Origin of the sequence: Chroococcidiopsis sp. CCNUC1, from assembly GCF_023546805.1 — a bacterium.
Classification (GTDB): Bacteria; Cyanobacteriota; Cyanobacteriia; order Cyanobacteriales; family Chroococcidiopsidaceae; genus Chroococcidiopsis; species Chroococcidiopsis thermalis.
The window spans coordinates 5,616,754-5,639,131 of record NZ_CP097480.1; the positions used below are offsets into that span (position 1 = coordinate 5,616,754).

Consider the following 22,378-nt stretch of genomic DNA (forward strand, 5'->3'; position numbering starts at 1 on the left):
TAAGTATTAGGCGAATAGAATTCGCGTCTACACAGGCAAAGTCCGCCTGCGCGGACTGAAATCAATTGAGGTTATGGTAGCCAAATGGGAGGAAAAGTATTACCTAAATTACGTAAATTTCTGTTAAGCGATCGCATCATTTCTATATGCGGTTCGTCTGCTTCAACGGGAATAATTTCGGCTTTTGTCCCTTTCCCAAATCTTTCTATAACTAGATTTGCTGCTTCTAAACCAGTAACGTAGGCTTTTTCTTGCGACCACGAACCGTGACGGTTGATAATCCAATCACCGCTCATAAATACATTATCTATACTCGTCTTCGCTGGTAACATATTTTGATAGCTACCAGGGGCAAAATGAGTTACGGCTCTAGATAAACGAATAATACTGCGATCGCAAATTCTAGCTGCTTGAAATTCTGGTATGCAAGTTGCTAAATAATCTTGCACCATCTGAACAATTTCCTCATCGCTCATCGGTAACAGTTGATTGGCATGATAGAAATCTACTTCAACTACTGTTTCCGGTACGTCGCGGTATTCATCATGTAAAGCATTGAGATCGAAAAACGTCCAACCCGTGGTAGCATCAAACCCAAAACAAGCATTGGAAGGACGGGGAATGTGAATTTTGCGATCGCACCATAGCCGAGTTGCTAACACATCAACCGCACCCAAATTCATTAAATTCCGAAATTCTTTGCGGTTTTGCAAGCTAGAACTACCGCTAACAATCTTCTGCATCCCGCTGACTCCTACAGCAAAGATAACAGCATCCGCCTCGAAGACTTCATCGCCGCAAACTACAGCTTTTGCCAATCCTTCACTATCGAGGAGAATATCGCTGACGCGACGGTTAGATAGAATTTTGCCTCCCGCTTGTTCGATTTGTTCTACCCAAGGACGAAAAATCTTTTCTCCTACCGTACCCCGACACCAAACCACGTCAAAATCTGGTTGGTGCGCCAAAATGAAATAATACAACATTCCCAAAGCCGCAGCCGCAGAACATTGTTCGCCTGGTGCAAATAACCCTACTAGCAGCATCGGTTCAAATGAATCGCGGTAAAGTCTAGCCGATACGCCAAAATCTTTAAACAGTTCGCGAGCTGTAACTTTATCGTAACGCTGCCAAGCCTCGTCACTATTATCGAAATCTACTACAGCATAGAGTAATGGTAAAGCACTGAGGCGATCGCTTAAAGGTAATCTTTTGAACTGGGTGTAGAGAAAAGTTCCCAGTGGTGTAGGAAGGCGCGGTAAATCTTGAAAAATTGGCGACTCTACCTCTAATCCAGCAGGGGAATATTGGGAAGAACGGGTAAAAGGTGTAAAAGGATTAATTCCTAGTTCCCGTATGAGGGAAAAGATATTGCTGTAAGGGTACCAGAAACCGTGAATTCCCGCTTCTACCGATCGCCCGCCTGGAGTTTTCCAACCCGCAACCAAACCCCCAGGATAAGCACCTGCTTCTAACAGCGTCACATTGTACCCTTGTTTTGCTAGGCGATATGTAGCTCCTAATCCAGCCCAGCCAGCACCAATAACGACGACTTTCGGATTCTGTGATTCCATGCTTGAGAGTCAGCCTACGATCGCATCAACGCCTTAATCTTACCTGGATTGAGCAACCCATAGGGATCGACCATTTGTTTAAACTTCATCTGTTCTGGGTCGATAACTTTTCTGCCACCGTCTTCAATAATATATGTATGCGGATTAGCAATGAAAACCCCGTGTTCTTCGTGATAGCGGATAATTTCGTTCAGGCGTTCCTCGGTAGTATATTGCACTAATTGCAGAGCAGCGGGAACAGTTCGACCGCCAACACGGATAAATTCTAAATGCATCATCACCTCGTCGCCGAAGTAACGATACATATGGTCTACTATTTGGAGATTTTTATCGGCAGGAAACAGACTTTGTAAATAGGTAATATTAGGATTGGCACTACGAGCGTGTAAAGTAGTATGATTCCAGGTAAATTCTGCCAAGTTGAATTTCTTACCTGCATCTTGTTGCGATCGCTGATAGGTAATACAACCGCCGTATTCTTGTACCAATCCAGGTAATAATTCCAAACTCGGTTCAGCTACCATTAACAGTGCTGCGTGAGTTCCATCAGGAATGTATTGACGTGCGCCAAAATAAGAGGGAATTGACCAAGCAAAAATAGAAATAAGCTTTTTAATCATCCCATCAGCATCGCCCAAAGCCTGACCGAAATGGGCAGCCGCCATAAAACTTTCAAAAGTGACAATCACCTCAGTCCAAGGATAAGCCGCACCAAGGGGAATTTCTAATTCCGTGATAATGCCATTAATACCCCAAGCGTGGTTGACTTTGTGGATATCATCTCCCCGCAGTTCAATCGCTCTGGGTTCGTCTTCCATAGTTACGACACGAATAGCATTAATATTACCGCGATCGCGTAACTGTCCGTAATTAATCGAGCCAATTCCCCCACTCCCGCCAGCAATAAATCCGCCAATCGTCGCCGTCCGATAAGTAGAAGGAGCCATCCGCATCTCCCACCCCGTCTCTCGCGCTTTTTTGTCCAAAGCAGCTAATTTTACCCCTGCTTCTACCCGCGCTACTCCCGATTTAATCCAGCGAATTGCCTGCATCCGAGACATATCCAAAACCACGCCACCGTGGAGGGGTACGCACTGCCCGTAATTGCCCGTTCCAGCCCCCCGTATCGTCACCGGAACGCGGTATTTAACGCAGGTTGTTGCAGCCTGCATTACCTCTGCTTCTGTCGTAGGACGGACAACCAAATCCCCCTTTTTGCCATCTAACTGAGCTTGCAGTATGGGACTGAAAGTGTGGTAATCCTGAGATAACTTAGCAACTTGGTTAGGATCGCTAATAACTTCAATTCCCTGTAACTCAGCCGTCAGTGCATCCCAATCAATCATAATCAGTTATTAGTTATCAGTTATCTGTTGTCAGTGGAACCAGTGGCTGGTGACTAGTGACTAGAACTACTCGCCTATACTTAGCTCTTTGCCCCTCATAACTTTGCCGTACATTCCAAGAGCAGCCTTTGATTATCTATGGCATATGGCTGAATCTTCAATGCTTGGCGAAAAGCGCGAATTGCAGCGGCATAATTTGCTAGTGCCATTTGGCATAAACCCAGACCGTGCCAAGCACCAAAATGCATTGAGTTGAGTTTAACGACTGTCTGACAATCTACCAATGCTTTTTCGTACTGGGCAGTGAAGTAGTATAAAATAGCTCGGCGATTCCAAGCTTCGGCAAAATCTGGCTGGTCGCGAATAAGTTCTGTCAAGACTGCTTCTGCCTGCGACACTTTTCCAGCCGAGAAAAGAACTTGAGAACGTTGGATGCATTCCCAACCGTAGTCCCCTTTTTGATAAAACCAAGCTCGCCACAGCGCTTCTGTTGCTGCCTGACGCACGACTTCATCAGGATGCTTCAAGTTTTCTAGAAAAGATTGAATAGACGACTCATTCATACGTTCGTTGTCATAGCTAAGTTATTAGTTAAGTCGGATGTTAAAGGCGATCGCGGTATGACTAAGGGCTTTTACCCGTTTCCTTCAATTTTAGAATTAAGCAAGTCCTACCACTTTTTTGTACTTTTTTATACATAAATTCGAGAACTTAGTATCCTGAACCTCAGATTTAACCCAAGAGCAGCCAATTTCGTGCTATGGGTTACTATTGAAACCAAAATTCGATCGCTATAATTGAAGTTTCCCCCTTAAGGTTTGCTATTCGTAGCATCTTACTTTGTCTGGTTGCGTCACAGCCCTCTTAACCCCATTAGCAGGTAGAGCAAATACAACGATGCAAGAGCGAAAAAGTAGTCCCAGGCATATTATTCTGACTTCTCACCCGAGCAATTTTGGTTCGCAACCTATTCCGATTCGCTGGGGAGACAAAGACCCAATGCAACGGGGTCCGGTCGTGGCTACCCTCGCTAACCCAACTCACAGAAATGCGATCGGGACTCATTCAGGCGGTTATGCCGTCTATCGCGCTCTGGCTGTAGCAAGCGGGGTATTGCAAGCAGATCACCGTGCTGATTTAACAAATACTTCGCCTGTCGAGCATATTGGACCATATCCGAGTTGGTACGACCCGGAGAAAATAGTTTCGCTCGATCCGTTTGGGGCAATGGTAGGCGAGGCGTTTGCATCTTATTACCAGGAAGGATACGATATCAGACCGACGATCGCCATTACAAAAGCGCACGTTTACCTTCCAGAATTACAAGCAGCGGTGGAAAAAGGGCGGTTGGCGATCGATGGCAAGCTGCTCAAATCTAAAGGCGATGTCCTTGTCACTAAAGCAGCGATCGAACCTGTATGGTATTTACCAGGCATTGCCAAACGCTTTCAAATTTCGGAAGCAGACTTGCGCCGTGCCTTGTTCGAGCAAACGGGGGAATGTTCCCAGAATTAGTGACGCGATCGGATTTAGAAGTATTCCTGCCACCAATTGGCGGAGTCACGGTATACATATTTGGCGATTTGGCAGCAATTACCGATCCCAATCGACCCTTGGCAGTGCGGGTTCACGATGAATGCAATGGTTCCGATGTTTTTGGCAGCGATATTTGTACTTGTCGTCCTTACTTAGTGCATGGAATTGAAGTTTGCATCCAAACAGCACAGGAAGGCGGTGCGGGAGTCATTGTCTACTGTCGAAAAGAAGGTCGGGCATTGGGAGAAGTGACGAAATTTTTAGTTTACAATGCTCGCAAGCGGCAAGAAGGAGGCGATCGCGCTGATGCTTACTTTGCCCGCACGGAATGCGTTGCTGGGGTGCAAGATATGCGCTTCCAAGAGTTAATGCCAGATGTATTGCATTGGTTGGGCATTACTCGAATCGAGCGTTTGGTATCGATGAGCAACATGAAATATGAAGCCATCACTAACTCAGGTATTGAAGTTGTAGAACGAGTACCGATCCCTGACGATTTGATTCCCCAAGACGCACAGGTGGAAATTGAGGCGAAAAAAGCTGCTGGCTATTACACTCCTGGCGCGGTACTAGATCCGTTAGGATTGGCAGAAATTAAAGGTAGAGAAATGGAATGAATTCAGAATTCGGAATTCGGAATTCGGAATTCGGAATTCGGAATTAACACCCCAAACTCGTACGGGCGGGTTTTGGCTGAAGATTTGTTGTCAAAGCCCGTAAATCTTTTGCTAAACCCGCCTCTACACCCCATATCCCATACTCTGTTCCCTGTTCCTTGACGATGAATCTTCAAACTTCGCCATCCAACCTTCAGTCTCCAGAAGAGGCGATCGCTTATTTGCGTTCTCCCAGGGCGATTCGCGATCGCTGCGGGCAGTTGTTTGAGTTGGCACGGCAAGATAAGTTGAGTCACTTCCGCTGCGATTTGTCGCAGTTGGGACGGGTGGCAGACTATGTTATTGCCGTCATGCAAGAGCAATATCCCGATGGGCAAATTCCCTTCCATAGCCGCTGGCAGCATTTTGAAGTTGGTGGAGTACCGCGTTTAGCACAGTTAGAGCGGCTGTTGGCAGGGCGATCGCCAGTCGAGCGAGCTGTGACTCGGTTCGATCTGGCGATCGTCAGCGTGTTGTTAGATGCGGGTGCGGGCGATCGTTGGTTGTATTGCGAACGGGAAACCGATTCGATCTTTCAGCGATCGGAGGGGCTAGCAGTGGCTAGTTTTCGGATGTTCTGTCAAGGTGCTTTCTCCAGCCATCCTCATCAGCTTTTACAAGTCGATGCCCAAGGATTGCAATCTCTGAGTGAAGCAACCCTAGCTCAAGGATTTCAGGTAAGTGAGGATAATCCATTGGTAGGGTTGGCAGGACGAGTAGAACTATTACAAAAATTAGGGCGATCGCTCCTCGATTTCCCGCAAATGTTCGGTGACGACAATCCCCGTCCGGGTCATCTGGTGCATTATTTATTAGAGCGATCGCACCACAAACAACTACCAGCTGCAACAGTTTTGCGTGCTGTTTTAGAAGGACTCGGCAGTATTTGGTCTGGCAGAATTGAAATAGCCGGAGTTAACCTCGGCGATGTCTGGCATCATCCTGCTTTAGCAGGGAGTAGGGAAACAAAGGAGCAGAGAGAGAATTTAATTCCGAATTCCGAATTCCGAATTCTGAATTCCCTCGTACCATTTCACAAACTCTCGCAATGGTTGACTTATTCTCTTTTGGAGCCACTACAAGAACTCGGTTTAGAAATTACAGGACTTGACGACCTGACCGGATTACCAGAATATCGAAATGGTGGTTTGTGCCTCGATCTCGGACTGCTACAAGCCAAACACTCAGATATTTTCCACTACGCCCACTCAGTGGACTCGGAAGTCGTTGTCGAGTGGCGAGCATTAACTGTGATTCTATTAGACCAAATTGCTGCAACGATCCGCCAGCAGTTGGAAATGGATGCTAAGCAGCTGCCTTTAGTCAAAATTTTGCAAGGCGGAACTTGGAGCGCCGGACGGCGGATTGCTGCCGAACTCAGACCGAATGGAGTTTCCCCCATTCAGTTACAGAGTGACGGTACGGTGTTTTAGCGAAATACTAAGCGCTGCAACAAAGTTTTCAAAAATATGCCGAGCTGAAATTGATAAAATTCGATCGCTAACCAACAAATTGTTAATAAGTGTGACAAAAAGGTGAGCCAAATCCAAGCATACGGTAGCCAATATAAAGGAGTATCTGGGAGTGGCGGAAAGATATAGACGGTCAGCCCAACTATAGCTGTTGGTACTGCTACGAGAGCGATCGCGGCTAGAGTATAACCCCAGCCAAATTCTACGCCGTCATAATAAGCTTCTATCCACCTTCTGCCATTCCAACGCCAGACTAGCGGTGGTTGACAGGAGAGCATTTTCAACTGCTGTCTTTCTACATCAGTTTCAAAAATCTGCTGGCAGCAGTCGCAAGCCATCGCTTCCATTAAAGGCATAGCTTGAACCTTGCCCAGGCGACAGGCTGGGCAGGGATAAATGCTGTTAGAGTTCAACTGCATCATCGCTGTCAGGAAACTACATCTTTCCAAGTTAGCAGTTATTAGGGAGCAGGGAGCGCACGAGCAGTGACCAGTGACCAGTGACCAGTAACCAGTTATCAATGACTAACAACCAACAACCAACGAGCAACTACCAACTACCACCGATCGATGACAAATGACCAACTACCAGTTAAAACTTATAACTCAATACCTGAATAGCAGTTCCGTCCTTGGGTAAGTCGGCAGGTTTAATCGTTAAGCTATCGCTTTGACTGCGACGGATGGGAGTTCCTTCCATCAATGACAAAAATTCATCTAACGGCACGATGTCGCAGGCAGCAGGATCGGCGGCTGGGGTACGATAGTGCGTCGGAATGACTAACTTGGGATTGATAGTTTTGACGGCTGCTTGAGCTTCTTGAGGGTTATAAGCTTTAGCACCACCCCCCACTGGCACTAGTAACACGTCGGGACGACCTATGAGGATTTTTTGTTCGATTGTAATTGGTGCAGCAGCTCCCCCTAAGTGCAAAATCCTAATCCCGCCTTGCGTCCACAGCCATGCTACGTTAGTACCAAATCTTCTCCCCTTTTCGCGATCGTGGTCGATCGCAATTCCTTGGATCTGCGTTCCTTTAAATTGGTATACTCCAGGTTCAAAGATCAGCTGGGGATTGCCAGGAACTTCTTCTACTGCCCCTTCATCCAATAATTGACTGCTAATTAAAACCAAATCTGTTTCTACTTTCGGTGGTCTGTATCCCGCCGCACAGCCTAGCTGCCGAAAAGGATTGACCAGAATTCGCGCCCCACCACCAGTAAATAGAAAACAAGTATGACCCAACCATCGTACCGTTAACCCGCTACCAGTTTGGGCTACAGCAGGCTGAGATTTTGCTGCAAGCGTCACTGCTAAGGTAGAAAGTAGCCCCGCTCCAGCATAGCCAATCAACTGTCGTCGTTTCATTGCTTCTCCGTTCACTCCACTAGTGAGACGGCAGTTGTTTCAGGAAGTTGCGCAGCAATTGCTTTCCTGAAGTTGTGAGGACGCTTTCTGGGTGAAACTGGACTCCTTCAATGTGAGGATATTGCCGATGTCGCACTCCCATAATTGTCCCGTCCTCAACCCAGGCGGTAATTTCTAAAACGTCTGGGCAGGTCTGCCGTTCGATCGCTAAACTATGATAGCGGGTTGCGGTCAACGGATTTTCTAAATCTTTAAATACGCCTACTCCCGTATGGGAAACTGATGAAGTTTTACCATGCATCAATTCAGGTGCAGAGACAACTTTACCACCAAAGACTTGTCCGATGCTTTGATGCCCCAAACATACGCCCAATATCGGTGTATTCTCGCCTAACTGCGCGATCGCCTCTAGAGAAATTCCTGCATCTTCTGGGCGACCTGGACCTGGAGAAATCACAACCCCATCTGGCTGCAACTCGCGGATCTGCTCGATTGTAATTTGGTCGTTACGATAAACTCGAATCTCTGCTGCAACTGGGAACTCTGCCCCTAACTCACCTAAGTACTGCACTAGGTTATAAGTAAAACTGTCGTAGTTATCAATAACTATAATCATTTTTGAGTAGTGCGTGAAGAAGGGATGCGGGGAGAATTCGGAATTCGGAATTCAGAATTCGGAATTCGGAATTAATTGTGAGGAGTGACTCATTCGCCGCTACCTTGTCACAATCTTGTCAATTCAAGCTAGAAATAATCAGCTTGACCAGGGGAGGTAACAAAAGAGCGGCGGCGACTAAAAGGGCAGCGATAGCCGAGATTAACACTGCTCCGGCGGCGCAGTCTTTAGCAATTTTAGCGAGTTCGTGATATGTCTGCTTTACCGTCAAGTCTACAACAGACTCGATCGCGGTGTTTAGTAATTCCATCACTAGCACTAAGCCGCTAGTCAGCGTAATCACAGCTATTTCGACCAAAGGCAAACGTAATAATAAGCCCAGAAAGACAGCAAGAGTTCCTATACAGATATGGATGCGGAAGTTGCGTTGAGTTTTAAACGCATAAGCAATGCCACTCCAAGCATATTTGAAGCTCACTAATAAGTTGGAGGCGACTTGCCAAGAGAAATTTCGCTGAATTGGAAGCACTTTTTCTGTTCTACTAGGCGTTGAGGTCGAAACTTTTTGGGTCATAGATGGCAAACATCAATAATTTTTGGTTTTTATATCTAGCCGAGTTACAGCCTACTACTTGCTTAATTTGTCAATTTCCACAGACAGTTTAATTTAGACATATCTCATCTAGCGAGACCATATTAGTAACAAATTGTCGCGATCGCGCTGTGCCAATATTTACAATTACAATCTTGCCCAGTTTAATCAAGATTGACATCAAGACCAACTATCCTTAGTAGCAAAGTTTGCTGTTCCAACATCTCTAATAGGGTTTCCTCATCTGGGTGATCCCAACCTAAAAGGTGTAAAAGACCGTGAGCGGCTAACCAAGCCAGCTCTGTCGATAGCGAATGTGCTTGTTGTTGTGCCTGCTTGCTAGCGGTATCAATTGAGATCGCAATATCGCCTAAGTACAGAGGTAAAAGCGATCGCAACTCCTCTAACTGCGGTACGTCCGTTTCCAGTGCAGCAAAGGCTAAAACGTCCGTGGGCTTATCTTGCTGCCGATACTGCGAGTTAAGTACTTGAATTTCTGCATCATCCGTTAGACGTAAACTCAGTTCGTAACTGTCAGCAGAAGGAAGCTGAGAAGATAAACTCTCTAGCCAGCACTCAAACCATTTTTGCCAAGTTTGAGCATCAACTGCTGGCTTCATTCCAGAAGCTTCAGTAAAACAGTCTTGCACGCAGACTTCGACTTGTACGCCGGAATTTTCTGTATTCCTGGTTGTCATTATCTAGTTATGTAAGCTAAACCCACCAGTAAAGACAATAATCCTATAGTTGTGAGGGCAAAATGTTTCAGAGAAGTCCCCCGCTTTTTCACCATGTTGCGCATAGCGAGTTTTACATAACTCGGTCGAGGCTCATTGGCAACTTCATTCGCTACATGAGGGGGCATGGTTGTCGCTTCCGTGGATTGTGCCTCGGCGGTTTTCGTCGTGTCAGGTGAATTCTCCATGAGATTGACCCTAAAGTTTTGCTAGGTTCTTTCTCAAATGTAACAGTTTGTTGCACCAATAATGTAGTCCGTACCAGGGTTAATAGCTGAGAAACAAGCGCAAATCGCTTTGCGCTCGTTCCCAATCTTTGTCTAAGTTTCTAAAGATTGCCGTTTATACTAACTACAGCGATCGCTCCCATTCGCCATTAGACAAGCAATGTTATTACTAATGTTATTACTAATGTTGTTACTTGCGTCCGACAAGTACCTGCTGGCGCTCGGTTACTTCCTCAGTGTGAACCTCCTCACCATAAACTTCTAATAAACGATAGCGAACCCGATCGGAGATTTTAGCTAGCCCACCGCCTCCGTGAGTATCTGATGGTTTCAGCGTATTTCGGGTAATCCCGAAAAAGTGAGTCGCAAAACGGTGATGCACTGGTTCTGGTAGTCCTACAAAAAACATCAGCCTTTCGTACCGAAGGTATTCAAATATTTTGGCTCCGGTATCGTAAAATATCGCAGCGGGTTTCAAAGCATGGCAAGAGCGTCGCAACTCAATTGGTCCTTTCTTGAATATTCTGTGGAGTAGCTTGAAGCGCGATCGCAGTTTATTAAAAGGTGACAGCAATGAGTATTCATTGTCTAGGTAAAAATCTACAAATGACTTTCCATGCCTAAGTGCTTCTCGAATAGGGGCTACCTTAAGGAGAGTTAGCGGTATCCAAGGACGTTCGTGATAGAGAGCATTTTCTAAAGCGGTTCCCTGAAAAGCTGGTTCTTCCAGCCAACTTGGTCCATTGGTAAAGCCACAACCAAAAACCTGCGGTTCGTCAATATAATCTTTGAAAAAGCTAACTATAGTGGAATCCTGAATTTCCAGATCCGAATCAACTAATAAAACTTTTTCTGCGGCAATATGATTAAAAAGCCAGTCTAAAGTTTGACCGTGAGGGCGTAAGGGAGCGGTTAAAATATCAAAATCATACCGCTTCATCAAAGCTAGAAAATGTTTTAAGCTACCATCAGTTGACTCGCAGTCGATCAACAGTACGGGCATTTTTGCATGACGAATAACAGAAAGTAAAGCTAAGGTTGTAACTAGTTTTGTATTGAAATTAATAATAACTGCTCTTTCTGTTACAGCAGGTAGCTCGGATAAACTTTGAATTAGCACGATGATTGTCCTAAAATAATTTTTTTGTGTCTTAACGTGGAGCCAACAGCATCAACAGCACGTGAGAAAATAGATTTTTGTAGCTATTTATTGCAATAATTATGAAGCTTAAAATTCAGCAGAGCAATATGGAAAAATTCAGCAAAAAAGTTCAGGGTAAATACAGCAATCCTATTTGATTCATGAATATGGAGCAGGCTAGAAGCTTGCTTTACAAATCATTTAGAACTGCTATAGTTGGTAAAATTAAAAGAAAAAGCTAAGGACTGTAAACAGCAAAACCATTTTGGTTTTTCTCCTCCAGTTTCCTCAGCTTTCTTGTTTCTGCTCTGGGTCTTGCTTGTCCCTTAACTAGCCACTAGTTGTTTCTCCTGGCGTAGATAAGACTCAATAAAGGTATCGAGTTCGCCATTCATTACGTCGGTAATTGCTGTTGTTTCTAGGTTTGTCCGCAAATCCTTCACCATCTGATATGGATGGAAAACGTAGTTGCGAATCTGAGTTCCCCAGGCTGCTTCTACCATATCGCCGCGAATTTCAGCGATTTCTTGAGCGCGTTGTTCTTGGGCAATAATTAACAGCTTGGCTTTGAGGATCGCCAGGGCTTTCTCTTTATTTTGTAACTGCGATCGCTCTTGGGTACAGCGGACGGCAATTCCCGTAGGAATGTGGAGAATGCGCACGGCTGTTTCTACTTTGTTGACGTTTTGTCCTCCCTTACCACCAGAGCGAGTGGTAGTAATTTCTAAATCTTTATCTGGAATTTCCAACTGTACGGAAGTATCGATTTGGGGCATCACTTCCACACCAGCAAAGCTAGTCTGTCGTTTACCGTTAGCGTTAAACGGAGAAATCCGCACCAAACGGTGAGTTCCTTTTTCGCCTTGTAAATAGCCGTAGGCATAGCGACCGGAAATTTCTAAGGTAGCGGATTTAATTCCCGCTTCATCTCCTTCCGAAATCTCATCGAGTTGGACTTTATAGCCGCGATCTTCCGCCCAACGAGTATACATCCGCAGTAGCATTTCCGCCCAGTCTTGAGCATCAGTTCCACCCGCCCCAGCGTTAATTGTCAAAATTGCGCCTTTGTCATCGTAGGGACCAGATAACAACTGTTGCAACTCCCATTGGTCGAGTTCGCGGTTGAGGCTGGTAACGTTTGTCTCAGCCTCTTGCAGCAGAGATTCGTCCGTTTCGAGTTCCAGTAGCTCTAGCACGGCTTTGGTATCTTCTAGGCTACCTTGCCAGCGATCGTATTGCTGGATATGAGTTTTCAGGTCGTTGAGTTCCTGAAGTGTTTGCTGTGCTTTGGTTTGGTCGTTCCAAAACTCCGGTTGGGCAGCAATTTGTTCTAAATCTTGAATTTTTGCCGTTAGTGCGGGGATGTCAAAGATAGTCCTGGGTTTTACCCAGGCGATCGGACAACTTTTCAACTTCGCGCTTGATTTCTAGTGCTTCCATATAGGTTTCGAGTAGCGATCGCTCACTGAGTGATAGGGTACATTAACAACGCACCCTACTTGTATTGATGATTTTAACTAGAGTTGATAGCGGTTTTCAATTGAGTAAAACACACGATCTGTAGGGGCGCTTTCTCTGTGCGCCCCTACAAATGTCATGCACGCAATCGAGAATTGCTATGAAAACCTTTGGGGCAACAACCAAAAAAACCGTGGCTTGAGGTTAAACCACGGTCTTGCTGTAGAGACGTTACATGTAACGTCTCTACAGTTCATTTAATGTCTCTACTAGTCGCGGCTATTCAAGGCAATCAACAACCGCAAGATGAAAATAAACAGGTTGATGTAAGTCAGATACATCGACAGCGCCGCAGGGAGATATTGGTCGTTGCGGTAGGTACGAGGCAGAACGTAGAAATCTACGACTGCTGCACCAACGAATAGACACACGCCAATGCCTGAAATTGCAATTTCTAACCAAGTCGGCGTATAGATGCCAAACAGAGCAAACAGAAATTGTGCCAAACAGACGACCACTAGGGCAATGACTCCCAGGCTGACTGTTTTCGTCAATGCCATGCCGTCCTGTTCTGACAAGTTAGAACCAATTTGACGTGCCGCAATAAAGGTGACACCGCAGCCGAGGGCAGCAAACCCCACACCTGCAATACCTACGCCTTGGGTTCTTAGTGCCATAAAGACGATGCCGCTAAGAGTATAGCCAGTTAGCAAGCTATATGTTGCTAGTAGAGGCAGGGCAACGCGATTATTACCTTTCTCGGCAACGTTCATCGCCACGAAGAACAAAATCAGTTCCAAAATGACCGCACCAATAAACGTAGGGAAGAATAACCCTGGATTGGCACGGATGACACTTAGACCACCGTAGGTTCCCAGTGCTGTTAGTACCAGCCCGCCACCTAGATAAGGCAGGGCGTTAGCAATAACGTTTGGACCTACTATGGCGCTAGTTTTAGCTTGACGAATTGCTTCGCGAAAATTGCTAGTGCTACTCATGGAATTTTTTCTTAATTTTTTAACGGGTTGTGTGAGAGCAACGATATGGTGACATATGCCTATTTTGGCTTAAACCTCTAACAGTTAACCAGGGTGAGACTAGCAGCAGAAATCTAAATCTAATCTTAAAATATTTAGCATTCTCAGCCAGTCAACTCAGCAGATCTACGGAGAAAATTCACCGCAATCTGCTAATCTCCTCATAAATTCAGTAAGAACGACATGGTTTGAGAAGCCTTCTCCACCGACAATAATTTTCAGCTTTGATTAAAGATTTTCCACCACCTGTTAATTCCCATTAGGGAAGCTTAGATCGCTGTTGAGGATTTTTATGTCGATAACTCATACTAGAGGCTGCTCTAATGGGATAGAGCTATTAATTGCTTATTATCAACATCCTTCGATTGCCTTACGCAATAAACTTGTAAGTATGCACACTGGTTTGGTGCGAAAGATGGCGCATCAATTTAGCCGCCAATGTACCGAACCATATGAAGATTTAGAACAAATCGGTTACTTTGGTTTGATTCGTGCTATCGAGCGCTTCAACCCTTATCAAGGTTATGCTTTTAGTTCTTTTGCCATTCCTTATATTCGAGGTGAAATTTTACATTTCTTACGCGATCGCACGGGAGTTGTCAAAATTCCCCGTCGTTGGCAAGAACTTCACAATCAAGGACAAAAGGCTCGTAAAGATCTAACATTAACTCTCGGTCGCACTCCTACAGATATAGAAATTGCTGAAGAATTGAATGTTGCAATTCAAGAATGGTTAGAGAGTAAGCTCGCTTTCCAAAATCGAATTGTCTTAAGTTTGGATAGTACAGTTATTCAACATCTCGATTGCCAAATTAAATTAGCTGATGCTTTACCTGACCAGCGCTCTACTAGCTTGCAACAACAGGAAGAAGATCGCCAACAATTGCAAGGAGCAATGAATCAGCTGGAAGAAAAAACTCGTAAAGCTGTAGAATTTGTTTTCTTAAAAGAGTTTTCTCGTAAAGAGGCTGCTAAACGAATTGGTATTAGTCCAATGACTGTAACTCGATATCTTCAAAAGGGCAAAGAACAGTTATTTTCTTTGCTTCAACCTCAAATTGCTCAAACTAGAGCATGATAATTTATAATTCGTAATTCGCAATTCGTAATTATGAATTGAATAAACGTCCGATAAATTCAAACTGTAACACCAAAACCATAAAGCTTATGAACTCCATCGATTCAGCGTTGGTAGATCGTTTTCCTCAGCCGATGGAAACTGAAGGTATTAAGTTGGATAACCGAAAAGGTGTCAAGTTTAGTGGTAAATGGGTACAAGTTGAGAACTTACAGAAAAATGACTCAAAGCAACTCGATCGCGTTGTAAATTTCTCTTTAAAACACGAGGAAAAAGAAATTGTTAATGAATTGTCTAACGATCCATTATTAAATTTGCTTTGTCTATTAGTTGAAGCCGGTCGAGAAATTCCTGACGATCGCTGTCAGCTCTACCGCGAAGGACTAGAAATTTTATTGAATCAATGGGATGAAGCTTATCACATTCCAGGCGATCGCTTCTACAAAAATTTGTCCGTACAGCACAAACAAGACTTGTTAAGTAAAATTGCTTTGGCTACATTTGAAACTGGAGGTAAGTTTAGCAAACAGGATATTGAAAAATCTATTACCGAATATATATGTAACCTGCCAAAAGCACCTACTAGTCCGGAACTCTTGCAACTTACGACTGAGGCGCTACTAAAGTCTATTCAATATCAACACCAGTTATTTGTTGAGTCCGCTCCAGAGGTTTATTCTTTCTCCGATAGCAGATTTCACGAGTATTTTATAGCGCGAGAAATAGCCGATCCTTCTCATCCTCAAAGAGCAGAACAAGCTTTAAGAAATTTAGCTGCTCGGATTTCAGAACCACGCTGGCACGAAGTTTTTGTCTTCGTTGTTGGCATGTTGCGAAATGCTGACTATTTTCTCAGCTTGATGAAGCAACAAGCTGACGCGATCGCCGGAGTCGATCCAGAATTATCGCGCTTTCTTTTCTGGCTGGAGCGCAAGTCACATCATCTGAGCAAACCTCAGTTTAAACCAGCTGCTTTCCGTGCCTTTTATTTAGAATTTATCCTCGATCTTAAATCAGATTCTCTCCAAGACGATCGCACCGATCGCCATCTTCATCTATCTGATATCGATGCTTCGAGTTACGAGCTGATAAATTTTCCTTTTACTTGCCAGCAAAAAGCTATTCTCAAACAATATTACGATGTCAATCAACTCATACTTGATTGCTTGCGCCAAGCACAATACATGACGCGGAGCTTACGTACAGAAATTGAAGAGACACTTTTAGTTCCTTCATATTTAAGTTGTCCGATCGAAACTGCGATCGCTTAATATAAATACCTAACATAAATTTCTTGTAGGGGCGCACAGAGAAAGCGCCCCTACAATGTTGTCACGATCTAGCAGGTTTATGGTAATGTTAGAGCTGAAGATCGCACGGCAAAAATCGCTAGATGACTAGTGAAGCAGATTTATTGCTAAGACAAGGTATTTCTCAATACCAAACAGGTGAATTTGAGCTGGCATTGCAGTCTTGGCAACAAGCATTAAATCTTTATCGCAGCAGCCAAAATTTCAAGCGCGAAGGTGCGGCTTTAGGGAATTTGGGCGCAGCTTATCAAGCTTTAGGAAACATACCCCAGGCGATCGTCTGCTTTCAACAACATTTGGAGATCGCCCAGAAAACTCAAGATGCAACTGGCGAAATGAATGCTCTTGCCAATATTGGTAATGCTTATTTGGCATCAGCAGAATATGTGCGTGCAATCGAGTACTGGCAAAAACTATTGGCGATTGTACCAGCACAAGGCGATCGCCTACAGGAAGGACAGATCTTAAATAGCCTGCGACAAGCATACACTAGTTTAGGAGAATTGACCCAGGCGAGCAAATATCAACAGCAACAGTTGGCGATCGCGCGGGAATTACTCAACTCGGCAATCGCGACAGACTTTGTTTCTAGTCTAGAAGCGATCGGTTTAGATCCTACACAAGATTTAGTCGGAGCCGATCTCAGTCAATTCGATCTTCGTAATGCTAGCTTGAGTCGCGCTAATTTAGAAGGGGCAAATTTGAGTGGTGCTGACTTGACATTAGCCGATCTGAGTCGCGCTAATTTGAGTGGTGCTTGTCTTGTGCGTGCCAAACTCAGTAATGCCAATCTTCGCGATGCGAATCTCAGTCATGCCGATCTGAGCGATGCAGACTTACGCGCAATTCTACCCCGCGTGAATTTAAGCAGTGCGAATCTCAGCCGGACAAATTTATCGAGTGCCTATCTTCAGAATGCTAACTTACAGGGGGCAAATTTAAACGATACGTTATTGCAACAAGCAGATTTAAATGGCGTGAATTTCAGCCATGCAAATTTGAATGCAGCTAATCTCACCCGTGCAGAATTGAATCAGGTAAAAGTAGAAACAACACGCTTTGTCAATGTTGTTGGAATTTCAGCGCAGATGAAACTTGAGTTTCAGCAACAAGGCGCAATTTTTGAGGACTCTATGGGCGATCGCCAGCCAATCTCAACTTAGATTTAAACAGCGATCGCACCATCATATTTAATCTTAGATTTAAGGTGTAGGGGCTAAATCTTGCTCCGTTGAATTACTACCAGGTGTAGGGGCTAAATCTTGTTCCGTTGTCTGTGCTGCTGCTGGTTGCGGTTCGCGTACTTCCCAACGGCATTGTTTTTGTTCTGGCTGCTGATAGTTAACCGCCATTGTAAACGAGCGTGTAGCGGCGCGGTTCTTGTCGAAATTTACATCAGCCCGCGTGTAGTTTTTTCCAGCGATCGCCGTCCACTGTAATATCTCGTTGGCATACGCTCCATCGGGAACGAAGCGCATTTTGTATTTTACTTGGTCTGGAGAGTCTCCCGATCGCACGAATAGCAATCCCTGAGCGATGTCTGCCGATCGTTCCAAGACATCAGCAGAGATAAAGCTACATCGATCGCCTTCGTCTCCCTCCACCAGCGCTAAGAAAGAACGGTCAGAGCTAGTTTCTACTTGTTGGGCTGGCGTTTCTCGATCGGAAAAGACGACTAAGGCGATCGCTAAGATTGGTAAGATAGCTGCTTTCATAACTCCTCATCCCTCAAAGCACTCAGACGCAACTGATTTGTTATATGGTACAGCGAATTTGCTCTCTGGGACTGGCAATATTTGAGCGATCGAGAAAGAAGTTAGAAACTACAAGTCAAAACACGCTTCTGCATTATCCATATTTTCTATCTCTTTTCATTGATTCTTAATAAATTATCGCCTTTGCTCTTAACTTTATAGAGCTAAAACTATCTACAGCGATCGTTCCTAAAATTGTGAATTGCTGATTAATAATGTGTTAATGGTGCAGTTTTTTCATTGCGCGCGACCTGCATTGCCGATTACTTATTATTTAACTGCGAATCAATTGATATGTTTAAATTCATAAAATTATGTTTCCTAAAATCTCTCTTTGGCTAGTTGGAATCTCAATATTTATTATTTTTACTGCTCTGTATTTAGGCTTTTCCTGGTTGTCTTTACAAATTAGTTCGCCGCAAAAACCACAAGTTATCCAAGTTTTAGCCAGAATTGAAGTTGCCAAGCAAAGAATTTACTTAGAAGTTCCTCAAACCCCAGAACAAGAAGCACAAGGCTTAATGTATCGTACTATAATTCCCAGGAGTAGGGGAATTTTATTTGAATTCGATCCGCCTCAAACGATCGAATTTTCCATGCAAAACATTTTTGTACCAGTCGATACAATTTTTCTGAGAAATACGGAAATTCAGCAAATTCAAATAGCTGTTCCTATCTGTAACGAAGTCAATTGCCCTATATATAGCTCAAAGGTAAAAGTAGACCAAATGATTCAGTTGCAGGCTCGAAGAACTTTAGAGCTAGGTTTAAAAATAGGCGATCGCCTACCAATCGAGTTTCTCGACTTAGATACTAAAACTTTTCGCCGATCTTAGCTTAATAAAACTTAACGCCCGTTCTTTTGTTTTAGATAAAAGATTTAAGTAAGAGTTAATTTAAACTATTTACAAGAACGATTTTTGGTTAAGAAATTAGTCGATTTCCGGTTAAAAAGTCGAATAGCTTCGGTTAAGAAATCGTTAAAGCGAGGGCTTTATGTTAACTGCGACCCAGAAGAAGTACTGGAAGATTTCAGCTAATAATGCTTTTTGCATAGTTACATTGGTGAGCGGTCTGCTTTTACTAATAATTCAAGCTCAAATTGAAAAACAACCACAATCTCTACCTGTAAGTGCGAAAGCGCAAATTTCTGGACAAGAAATTGAGTTGGAAGTTGCTCAAACAGCGCAGCAACAATCTCTGGGACTGATGTATCGTGGCGAACTGTCCCAGACAAGAGGAATGCTGTATACTATCGATCCGCCTCGCCCAGTTAAGGTCTCGATGCAAAATATGCGCTTCCCTGTGGATGTTGTCTATTTGCAAAACGGACAGATCGCAGCCATTCAAGTGGAGGCAAAGCCTTGCGATGCAATTGCTTGCCCTACATATAGCTCCAAGTCAACGGTAGATCAAATGATTCAGCTACGAGGTGGCACGACAGCAACATTAGGGCTAGAGGTAGGCGATCGCGTCCCAATTCAGTTTCTCTAACGATGAACCCCCTAGAGCTTAGCTGATGCAGCCAACTAACTCGTTACCTGTCAAAATCACTTTGCTAGTTGTCAGTACGCTGACTGTGATGGCGGGTGCAACAATTGCACCTTCGCTACCAGCAATGAAACAGCACTTTAGCACCATACCGAATGCAGATTACTGGGTAAGGTTGATTTTGACAGCTCCAGCCCTATTTATTGCCTTGGCTGCGCCCTTTATTGGTGCGACGATCGATCGATTGGGACGCAAACCCGTGTTGATCGTTGCCTTACTCGTATACGGGCTAGCAGGTAGTTCGGGGCTGTGGTTGAATGCGATCGGCTTTATTCTGTTCGGACGAGCGCTATTAGGTTTGAGCGTGGCTGGGGTAATGGTAACGGCGACGGCGTTGATTGCAGATTACTACACGGGGAAAGAGAGAGGGCAGTTTTTGGGTATCCAAGCTGCTTTTATGGCATTAGGAGGAGTTATTTTCCTGACTTTAGGGGGCTTTCTTGCCGATATCAATTGGCGGATGCCCTTTTTTATCTACTTAATTGCTCTAGTTTTAGTCCCGTGCGTCGTGTTATTGCTACCGGAACCGAATCGTACAGCTAAGGGTGTTGGGGCTAATGTTGCAGACGAACCAACCAGCTTGGCGACTGGTTTAGTGGTATTGACTTATGCGATCGCCCTAATCTCGCAAATTGTATTTTATCTAATTCCCGTCCAACTCCCCTTTTACTTACAGCAATTACTCCAAGCAAGCAGTTCTCAAAGCGGGTTAGCGATCGCCCTTGCAACTGGGTGTTCTGCGGTTAGCTCGTTATTGTACCAGCGCGTCAAAGCCCGCCTCAGCTTTATTAGCATTTATGGCATTGCTTTTTTAAACATGGCACTAGGATATGAATTGATCAGTTTTGGCGCAGGTTATGCGGTGATTCTACTAGGATTAGCGATCGCGGGTCTGGGTTTGGGTTTACTCATGCCAAATATGAACTTTTGCCTGACTTCAATCGCTCCTGGTGTAGCCCGTGGGAGAGTTTTAGGTGGGTTAACAACTAGCTTTTTTTTGGGACAATTTCTCTCACCCCTCGTCAGTCAGCCTTTGACTAATTTCGTAGGAATAGCTGTAACTTACAGAACTGCTGGAATCGTGATGGGGATAATGGCTATAGCTGCCTTAGTATTTTTGATGCGGGCTAAAACAGCGGGAAATGCTAGCTAGGTATTGATTCTCACCACGCTGGATCGAAATAAAGATCGATCGTTAACTGTTCTTGTCCCGGAGGAACGGCAGTAATACAAGCGCACACTGTATTGTCCCCATCAATCTCGACTTCGCAAGCGTGACAGGAACCCATCATACAGCCCGTGGGGATGATAACCCCCGCTCGGTCTGCTACATCTAACAATGGTTCTCCGACTGTGGCTTCTACAGTGACATCATCGGGTAAAAAATTGACTCGCACAGTCATAATTCCTAACTTTAAGGCGACAGAACAGAAGATAAGTCTAGATGGGTTTCGACCATACCTGCTAGGGAGTCGAGCATTGCTTCTCGCTGCTCGCGATAATTAGAGATACCTGTAGGCAGAGATTTGAGTCCCCTTTGTTGCCGCAGGCGATTTAACCAAGCCCTCCGCCAAGGTCCATTATCGAAAATTCCGTGCAGATATGTTCCCCAGATTGATTGACTACTATCTACCATGCCAAGACCGGTATCGTCAAACAGGGGTTGATAGTCGTTGGCTTGGGCGGGGGGTAATTCCACTAAACGCGATCGCCCTTGGTGAATTTCATACCCCGATACGGGCAATCCTGACTGCGGAAAATTCGATATGACTTGACGCTGGCGAGCAACTTTATGCATCGTGATTGCCGTTCTGATTGGCAGCAATCCTAAACCTGGATACCTACCAGCTTCGCCCTCTAGCCCTTCTGGATCGGCTAGCTGTTGCCCCAGAATTTGGAAGCCACCGCAGATACCTAAAACCGTTCCCCCAGCCGCCGCATAGTTTTGAATTGACTTTGCCATCCCGGTTTTATGCAGGACGAGTAAATCGGCGATTGTGGTTTTCGTTCCTGGGAGAATCACTGCATCTGGATGTCCTAGTTCGTGTTTGGGGCTGAGATATCTCAAACCAATACAGGGTTCCGATTCTAACGGATCGAAGTCGGTAAAGTTAGAAATTCGCGGCAGGCGAATTACGACAATGTTGAGTTCGCCTTTAGCCCGAGAGGGCTTGCGTTCAAACAAATCGAGGGAATCTTCGGCGGGGAATGAATGATCCAGCCAGGGAATGACACCAATGACGGGGATTCCCGTCCGTTCTTCCAGCCACTTAATGCCCGGTTCTAAGATCGATCGCTGTCCGCGAAATTTATTGATGATAATCCCGCGCACTAAACTGCGTTCCTCTGGTTCGAGTAATTCTAGCGTGCCTACGACATGGGCAAAAGCACCACCGCGATCGATATCTACGACTAGTAACGTTGGCGCGTTTAAATACTTGGCGATCCGCATATTTGCTAAATCGCGATGCTTGAGATTAATTTCTGCCGGACTGCCTGCCCCCTCGCACACGATCATGTCAAATTCTGCTGACAGATGGCGCAGAGATTCTTCAATTGCCTGCCATCCTGGTTGAAAAAATTGCTCGTAGTAGTCTGCTGCGTTGACTCTGCCCACAGCCTTGCCTTTGAGGATCACCTGAGAAGACATATCTCCTTGGGGTTTGAGCAAGATTGGGTTCATCTCTACCATTGGAGCAACGCCAGCCGCCCACGCTTGCACCGCTTGGGCATAGCCAATTTCGCCACCATTAACGGTAACGTAAGCATTCAGCGCCATATTTTGTCCTTTAAAGGGGGCTACGCGCCAGCCACGTTTGGCTAAAATGCGACAAATTGCAGCTGCGATTGTTGATTTTCCAGCATGGGATGTCGTTCCCACGATCATGATTGATTTCATATGCGGCTATCGGCTTGAGCAGGTAA

The 22,378-nt window shown here is 44.9% G+C and carries 22 protein-coding genes and 1 pseudogene; 8 read left to right on the forward strand and 15 right to left on the reverse strand.

The window, feature by feature from the left end:
- Positions 1 to 71 precede the first annotated feature (71 nt).
- The 3 genes from M5J74_RS25960 to M5J74_RS25970 form a co-directional block, all read right to left on the reverse strand.
- Positions 72 to 1,574, reverse strand: a complete 1,503-nt coding sequence (locus tag M5J74_RS25960) for an FAD-dependent oxidoreductase (RefSeq protein ID WP_250014105.1) — start codon at positions 1,572 to 1,574, stop codon at positions 72 to 74.
- Between the two features lie 14 nt (positions 1,575 to 1,588).
- Positions 1,589 to 2,920, reverse strand: coding sequence for an FAD-binding oxidoreductase (locus M5J74_RS25965; protein WP_106218105.1), 1,332 nt, complete (start codon positions 2,918 to 2,920; stop codon positions 1,589 to 1,591).
- A gap of 95 nt (positions 2,921 to 3,015) precedes the next feature.
- The gene (locus tag M5J74_RS25970) at positions 3,016 to 3,483 is read right to left on the reverse strand and encodes a tetratricopeptide repeat protein (protein ID WP_015157466.1); all 468 of its coding nucleotides are present in this window, start codon (positions 3,481 to 3,483) and stop codon (positions 3,016 to 3,018) included.
- Positions 3,484 to 3,817: 334 nt separating this feature from the next.
- On the opposite strand from M5J74_RS25970, the pseudogene M5J74_RS33685 reads away from it, so the two are divergent.
- Positions 3,818 to 5,073 (forward strand): annotated as a pseudogene (locus M5J74_RS33685) (GTP cyclohydrolase II).
- 164 nt (positions 5,074 to 5,237) lie between these two features.
- Positions 5,238 to 6,545, forward strand: a complete 1,308-nt coding sequence (locus M5J74_RS25985) for a URC4/urg3 family protein (protein ID WP_250014110.1) — start codon at positions 5,238 to 5,240, stop codon at positions 6,543 to 6,545.
- Here the strand turns inward: M5J74_RS25985 and M5J74_RS25990 are convergent.
- The 9 genes from M5J74_RS25990 to M5J74_RS26030 all read right to left on the reverse strand — a co-directional run bounded on the left by M5J74_RS25990 (position 6,542) and on the right by M5J74_RS26030 (position 13,721).
- Positions 6,542 to 7,006 carry a hypothetical protein gene (locus tag M5J74_RS25990; protein ID WP_015157463.1) on the reverse strand — a complete coding sequence of 155 codons (465 nt, stop codon included), beginning with the start codon at positions 7,004 to 7,006 and terminating at the stop codon, positions 6,542 to 6,544. The two genes, M5J74_RS25985 and M5J74_RS25990, sit on opposite strands and share 4 nt — an antisense overlap.
- A 169-nt stretch (positions 7,007 to 7,175) precedes the next feature.
- Positions 7,176 to 7,952: an MBL fold metallo-hydrolase gene (locus tag M5J74_RS25995; protein ID WP_250014111.1), complete on the reverse strand. Its 777-nt coding sequence runs from the start codon at positions 7,950 to 7,952 to the stop codon at positions 7,176 to 7,178.
- A 19-nt stretch (positions 7,953 to 7,971) separates the two neighbouring features.
- A complete protein-coding gene (locus M5J74_RS26000; RefSeq protein ID WP_015157461.1) occupies positions 7,972 to 8,568 on the reverse strand; it encodes an aminodeoxychorismate/anthranilate synthase component II in 597 nt (198 codons plus the stop codon).
- A gap of 118 nt (positions 8,569 to 8,686) precedes the next feature.
- On the reverse strand, positions 8,687 to 9,142 hold the full coding sequence (locus tag M5J74_RS26005) for a diacylglycerol kinase family protein (protein WP_250014113.1): 456 nt from the start codon (positions 9,140 to 9,142) through the stop codon (positions 8,687 to 8,689).
- A gap of 182 nt (positions 9,143 to 9,324) precedes the next feature.
- Positions 9,325 to 9,858, reverse strand: a complete 534-nt coding sequence (gene ybeY / locus M5J74_RS26010) for an rRNA maturation RNase YbeY (RefSeq protein ID WP_015157459.1) — start codon at positions 9,856 to 9,858, stop codon at positions 9,325 to 9,327.
- Complete coding sequence (locus M5J74_RS26015; protein ID WP_015157458.1) at positions 9,858 to 10,085, reverse strand: DUF3285 domain-containing protein; 228 nt, start codon at positions 10,083 to 10,085, stop codon at positions 9,858 to 9,860. The genes ybeY and M5J74_RS26015 overlap by 1 nt, the downstream gene beginning before the upstream one ends.
- A gap of 229 nt (positions 10,086 to 10,314) precedes the next feature.
- Positions 10,315 to 11,244: a hypothetical protein gene (locus M5J74_RS26020; protein WP_106217667.1), complete on the reverse strand. Its 930-nt coding sequence runs from the start codon at positions 11,242 to 11,244 to the stop codon at positions 10,315 to 10,317.
- Positions 11,245 to 11,591: 347 nt separating this feature from the next.
- Positions 11,592 to 12,705 (reverse strand): peptide chain release factor 2 gene (gene prfB, locus M5J74_RS26025; RefSeq protein WP_127023111.1). Its coding sequence is split into 2 segments (ribosomal slippage): positions 11,592 to 12,632 and positions 12,634 to 12,705, totalling 1,113 coding nucleotides; the frame shifts between segments, so codons are not numbered across the junction.
- Positions 12,706 to 12,992: 287 nt separating this feature from the next.
- Positions 12,993 to 13,721, reverse strand: coding sequence for a Bax inhibitor-1 family protein (locus M5J74_RS26030; RefSeq protein WP_015157456.1), 729 nt, complete (start codon positions 13,719 to 13,721; stop codon positions 12,993 to 12,995).
- A 331-nt stretch (positions 13,722 to 14,052) separates the two neighbouring features.
- Here M5J74_RS26030 and M5J74_RS26035 point away from each other — a divergent pair, with 331 nt between their 5' ends.
- The 3 genes from M5J74_RS26035 to M5J74_RS26045 all read left to right on the forward strand — a co-directional run bounded on the left by M5J74_RS26035 (position 14,053) and on the right by M5J74_RS26045 (position 17,311).
- Positions 14,053 to 14,838: an RNA polymerase sigma factor SigF gene (locus M5J74_RS26035; RefSeq protein ID WP_015157455.1), complete on the forward strand. Its 786-nt coding sequence runs from the start codon at positions 14,053 to 14,055 to the stop codon at positions 14,836 to 14,838.
- 89 nt (positions 14,839 to 14,927) lie between these two features.
- Positions 14,928 to 16,109: an NACHT domain-containing NTPase gene (locus M5J74_RS26040; RefSeq protein WP_127023114.1), complete on the forward strand. Its 1,182-nt coding sequence runs from the start codon at positions 14,928 to 14,930 to the stop codon at positions 16,107 to 16,109.
- A 122-nt stretch (positions 16,110 to 16,231) separates the two neighbouring features.
- Positions 16,232 to 17,311, forward strand: coding sequence for a pentapeptide repeat-containing protein (locus tag M5J74_RS26045; RefSeq protein WP_015157453.1), 1,080 nt, complete (start codon positions 16,232 to 16,234; stop codon positions 17,309 to 17,311).
- A gap of 39 nt (positions 17,312 to 17,350) precedes the next feature.
- Here the strand turns inward: M5J74_RS26045 and M5J74_RS26050 are convergent, their stop codons facing one another.
- On the reverse strand, positions 17,351 to 17,863 hold the full coding sequence (locus M5J74_RS26050) for a hypothetical protein (RefSeq protein WP_015157452.1): 513 nt from the start codon (positions 17,861 to 17,863) through the stop codon (positions 17,351 to 17,353).
- A gap of 353 nt (positions 17,864 to 18,216) precedes the next feature.
- Between M5J74_RS26050 and M5J74_RS26055 the strand changes: the two genes are divergently transcribed.
- From M5J74_RS26055 to M5J74_RS26065, 3 genes are all read left to right on the forward strand, one after another.
- On the forward strand, positions 18,217 to 18,738 hold the full coding sequence (locus tag M5J74_RS26055; protein ID WP_015157451.1) for a DUF192 domain-containing protein: 522 nt from the start codon (positions 18,217 to 18,219) through the stop codon (positions 18,736 to 18,738).
- Positions 18,739 to 18,898: 160 nt separating this feature from the next.
- The gene (locus tag M5J74_RS26060) at positions 18,899 to 19,396 is read left to right on the forward strand and encodes a DUF192 domain-containing protein (RefSeq protein ID WP_106217668.1); all 498 of its coding nucleotides are present in this window, start codon (positions 18,899 to 18,901) and stop codon (positions 19,394 to 19,396) included.
- 25 nt (positions 19,397 to 19,421) lie between these two features.
- The gene (locus tag M5J74_RS26065; RefSeq protein ID WP_250014115.1) at positions 19,422 to 20,606 is read left to right on the forward strand and encodes an MFS transporter; all 1,185 of its coding nucleotides are present in this window, start codon (positions 19,422 to 19,424) and stop codon (positions 20,604 to 20,606) included.
- Between the two features lie 10 nt (positions 20,607 to 20,616).
- On the opposite strand, the gene M5J74_RS26070 is transcribed toward M5J74_RS26065, so the two are convergent.
- Together M5J74_RS26070 and cobQ are read right to left on the reverse strand one after the other, a co-directional pair.
- Positions 20,617 to 20,856, reverse strand: coding sequence for a 2Fe-2S iron-sulfur cluster-binding protein (locus M5J74_RS26070; RefSeq protein ID WP_015157448.1), 240 nt, complete (start codon positions 20,854 to 20,856; stop codon positions 20,617 to 20,619).
- 11 nt (positions 20,857 to 20,867) lie between these two features.
- Complete coding sequence (gene cobQ / locus M5J74_RS26075) at positions 20,868 to 22,352, reverse strand: cobyric acid synthase CobQ (RefSeq protein WP_015157447.1); 1,485 nt, start codon at positions 22,350 to 22,352, stop codon at positions 20,868 to 20,870.
- Positions 22,353 to 22,378: the final 26 nt, after the last annotated feature.

Coding starts and splice junctions, on each gene's coding strand:
- M5J74_RS26015 (WP_015157458.1), bottom strand. CDS start 10,085: ATGGAGAATTCACCTGACACGACGAAAACCGCCGAGGCACAATCCACG.
- M5J74_RS25960 (WP_250014105.1), bottom strand. CDS start 1,574: ATGGAATCACAGAATCCGAAAGTCGTCGTTATTGGTGCTGGCTGGGCT.
- cobQ (WP_015157447.1), bottom strand. CDS start 22,352: ATGAAATCAATCATGATCGTGGGAACGACATCCCATGCTGGAAAATCA.
- ybeY (WP_015157459.1), bottom strand. CDS start 9,858: ATGACAACCAGGAATACAGAAAATTCCGGCGTACAAGTCGAAGTCTGC.
- M5J74_RS26050 (WP_015157452.1), bottom strand. CDS start 17,863: ATGAAAGCAGCTATCTTACCAATCTTAGCGATCGCCTTAGTCGTCTTT.
- M5J74_RS26070 (WP_015157448.1), bottom strand. CDS start 20,856: ATGACTGTGCGAGTCAATTTTTTACCCGATGATGTCACTGTAGAAGCC.
- M5J74_RS25990 (WP_015157463.1), bottom strand. CDS start 7,006: ATGATGCAGTTGAACTCTAACAGCATTTATCCCTGCCCAGCCTGTCGC.
- M5J74_RS26030 (WP_015157456.1), bottom strand. CDS start 13,721: ATGAGTAGCACTAGCAATTTTCGCGAAGCAATTCGTCAAGCTAAAACT.
- M5J74_RS26045 (WP_015157453.1), top strand. CDS start 16,232: ATGACTAGTGAAGCAGATTTATTGCTAAGACAAGGTATTTCTCAATAC.
- M5J74_RS26060 (WP_106217668.1), top strand. CDS start 18,899: ATGTTAACTGCGACCCAGAAGAAGTACTGGAAGATTTCAGCTAATAAT.
- M5J74_RS26005 (WP_250014113.1), bottom strand. CDS start 9,142: ATGACCCAAAAAGTTTCGACCTCAACGCCTAGTAGAACAGAAAAAGTG.
- M5J74_RS26055 (WP_015157451.1), top strand. CDS start 18,217: ATGTTTCCTAAAATCTCTCTTTGGCTAGTTGGAATCTCAATATTTATT.
- M5J74_RS26065 (WP_250014115.1), top strand. CDS start 19,422: ATGCAGCCAACTAACTCGTTACCTGTCAAAATCACTTTGCTAGTTGTC.
- M5J74_RS26035 (WP_015157455.1), top strand. CDS start 14,053: ATGTCGATAACTCATACTAGAGGCTGCTCTAATGGGATAGAGCTATTA.
- M5J74_RS25985 (WP_250014110.1), top strand. CDS start 5,238: ATGAATCTTCAAACTTCGCCATCCAACCTTCAGTCTCCAGAAGAGGCG.
- M5J74_RS26000 (WP_015157461.1), bottom strand. CDS start 8,568: ATGATTATAGTTATTGATAACTACGACAGTTTTACTTATAACCTAGTG.
- M5J74_RS25995 (WP_250014111.1), bottom strand. CDS start 7,952: ATGAAACGACGACAGTTGATTGGCTATGCTGGAGCGGGGCTACTTTCT.
- M5J74_RS25965 (WP_106218105.1), bottom strand. CDS start 2,920: ATGATTGATTGGGATGCACTGACGGCTGAGTTACAGGGAATTGAAGTT.
- M5J74_RS25970 (WP_015157466.1), bottom strand. CDS start 3,483: ATGAATGAGTCGTCTATTCAATCTTTTCTAGAAAACTTGAAGCATCCT.
- M5J74_RS26040 (WP_127023114.1), top strand. CDS start 14,928: ATGAACTCCATCGATTCAGCGTTGGTAGATCGTTTTCCTCAGCCGATG.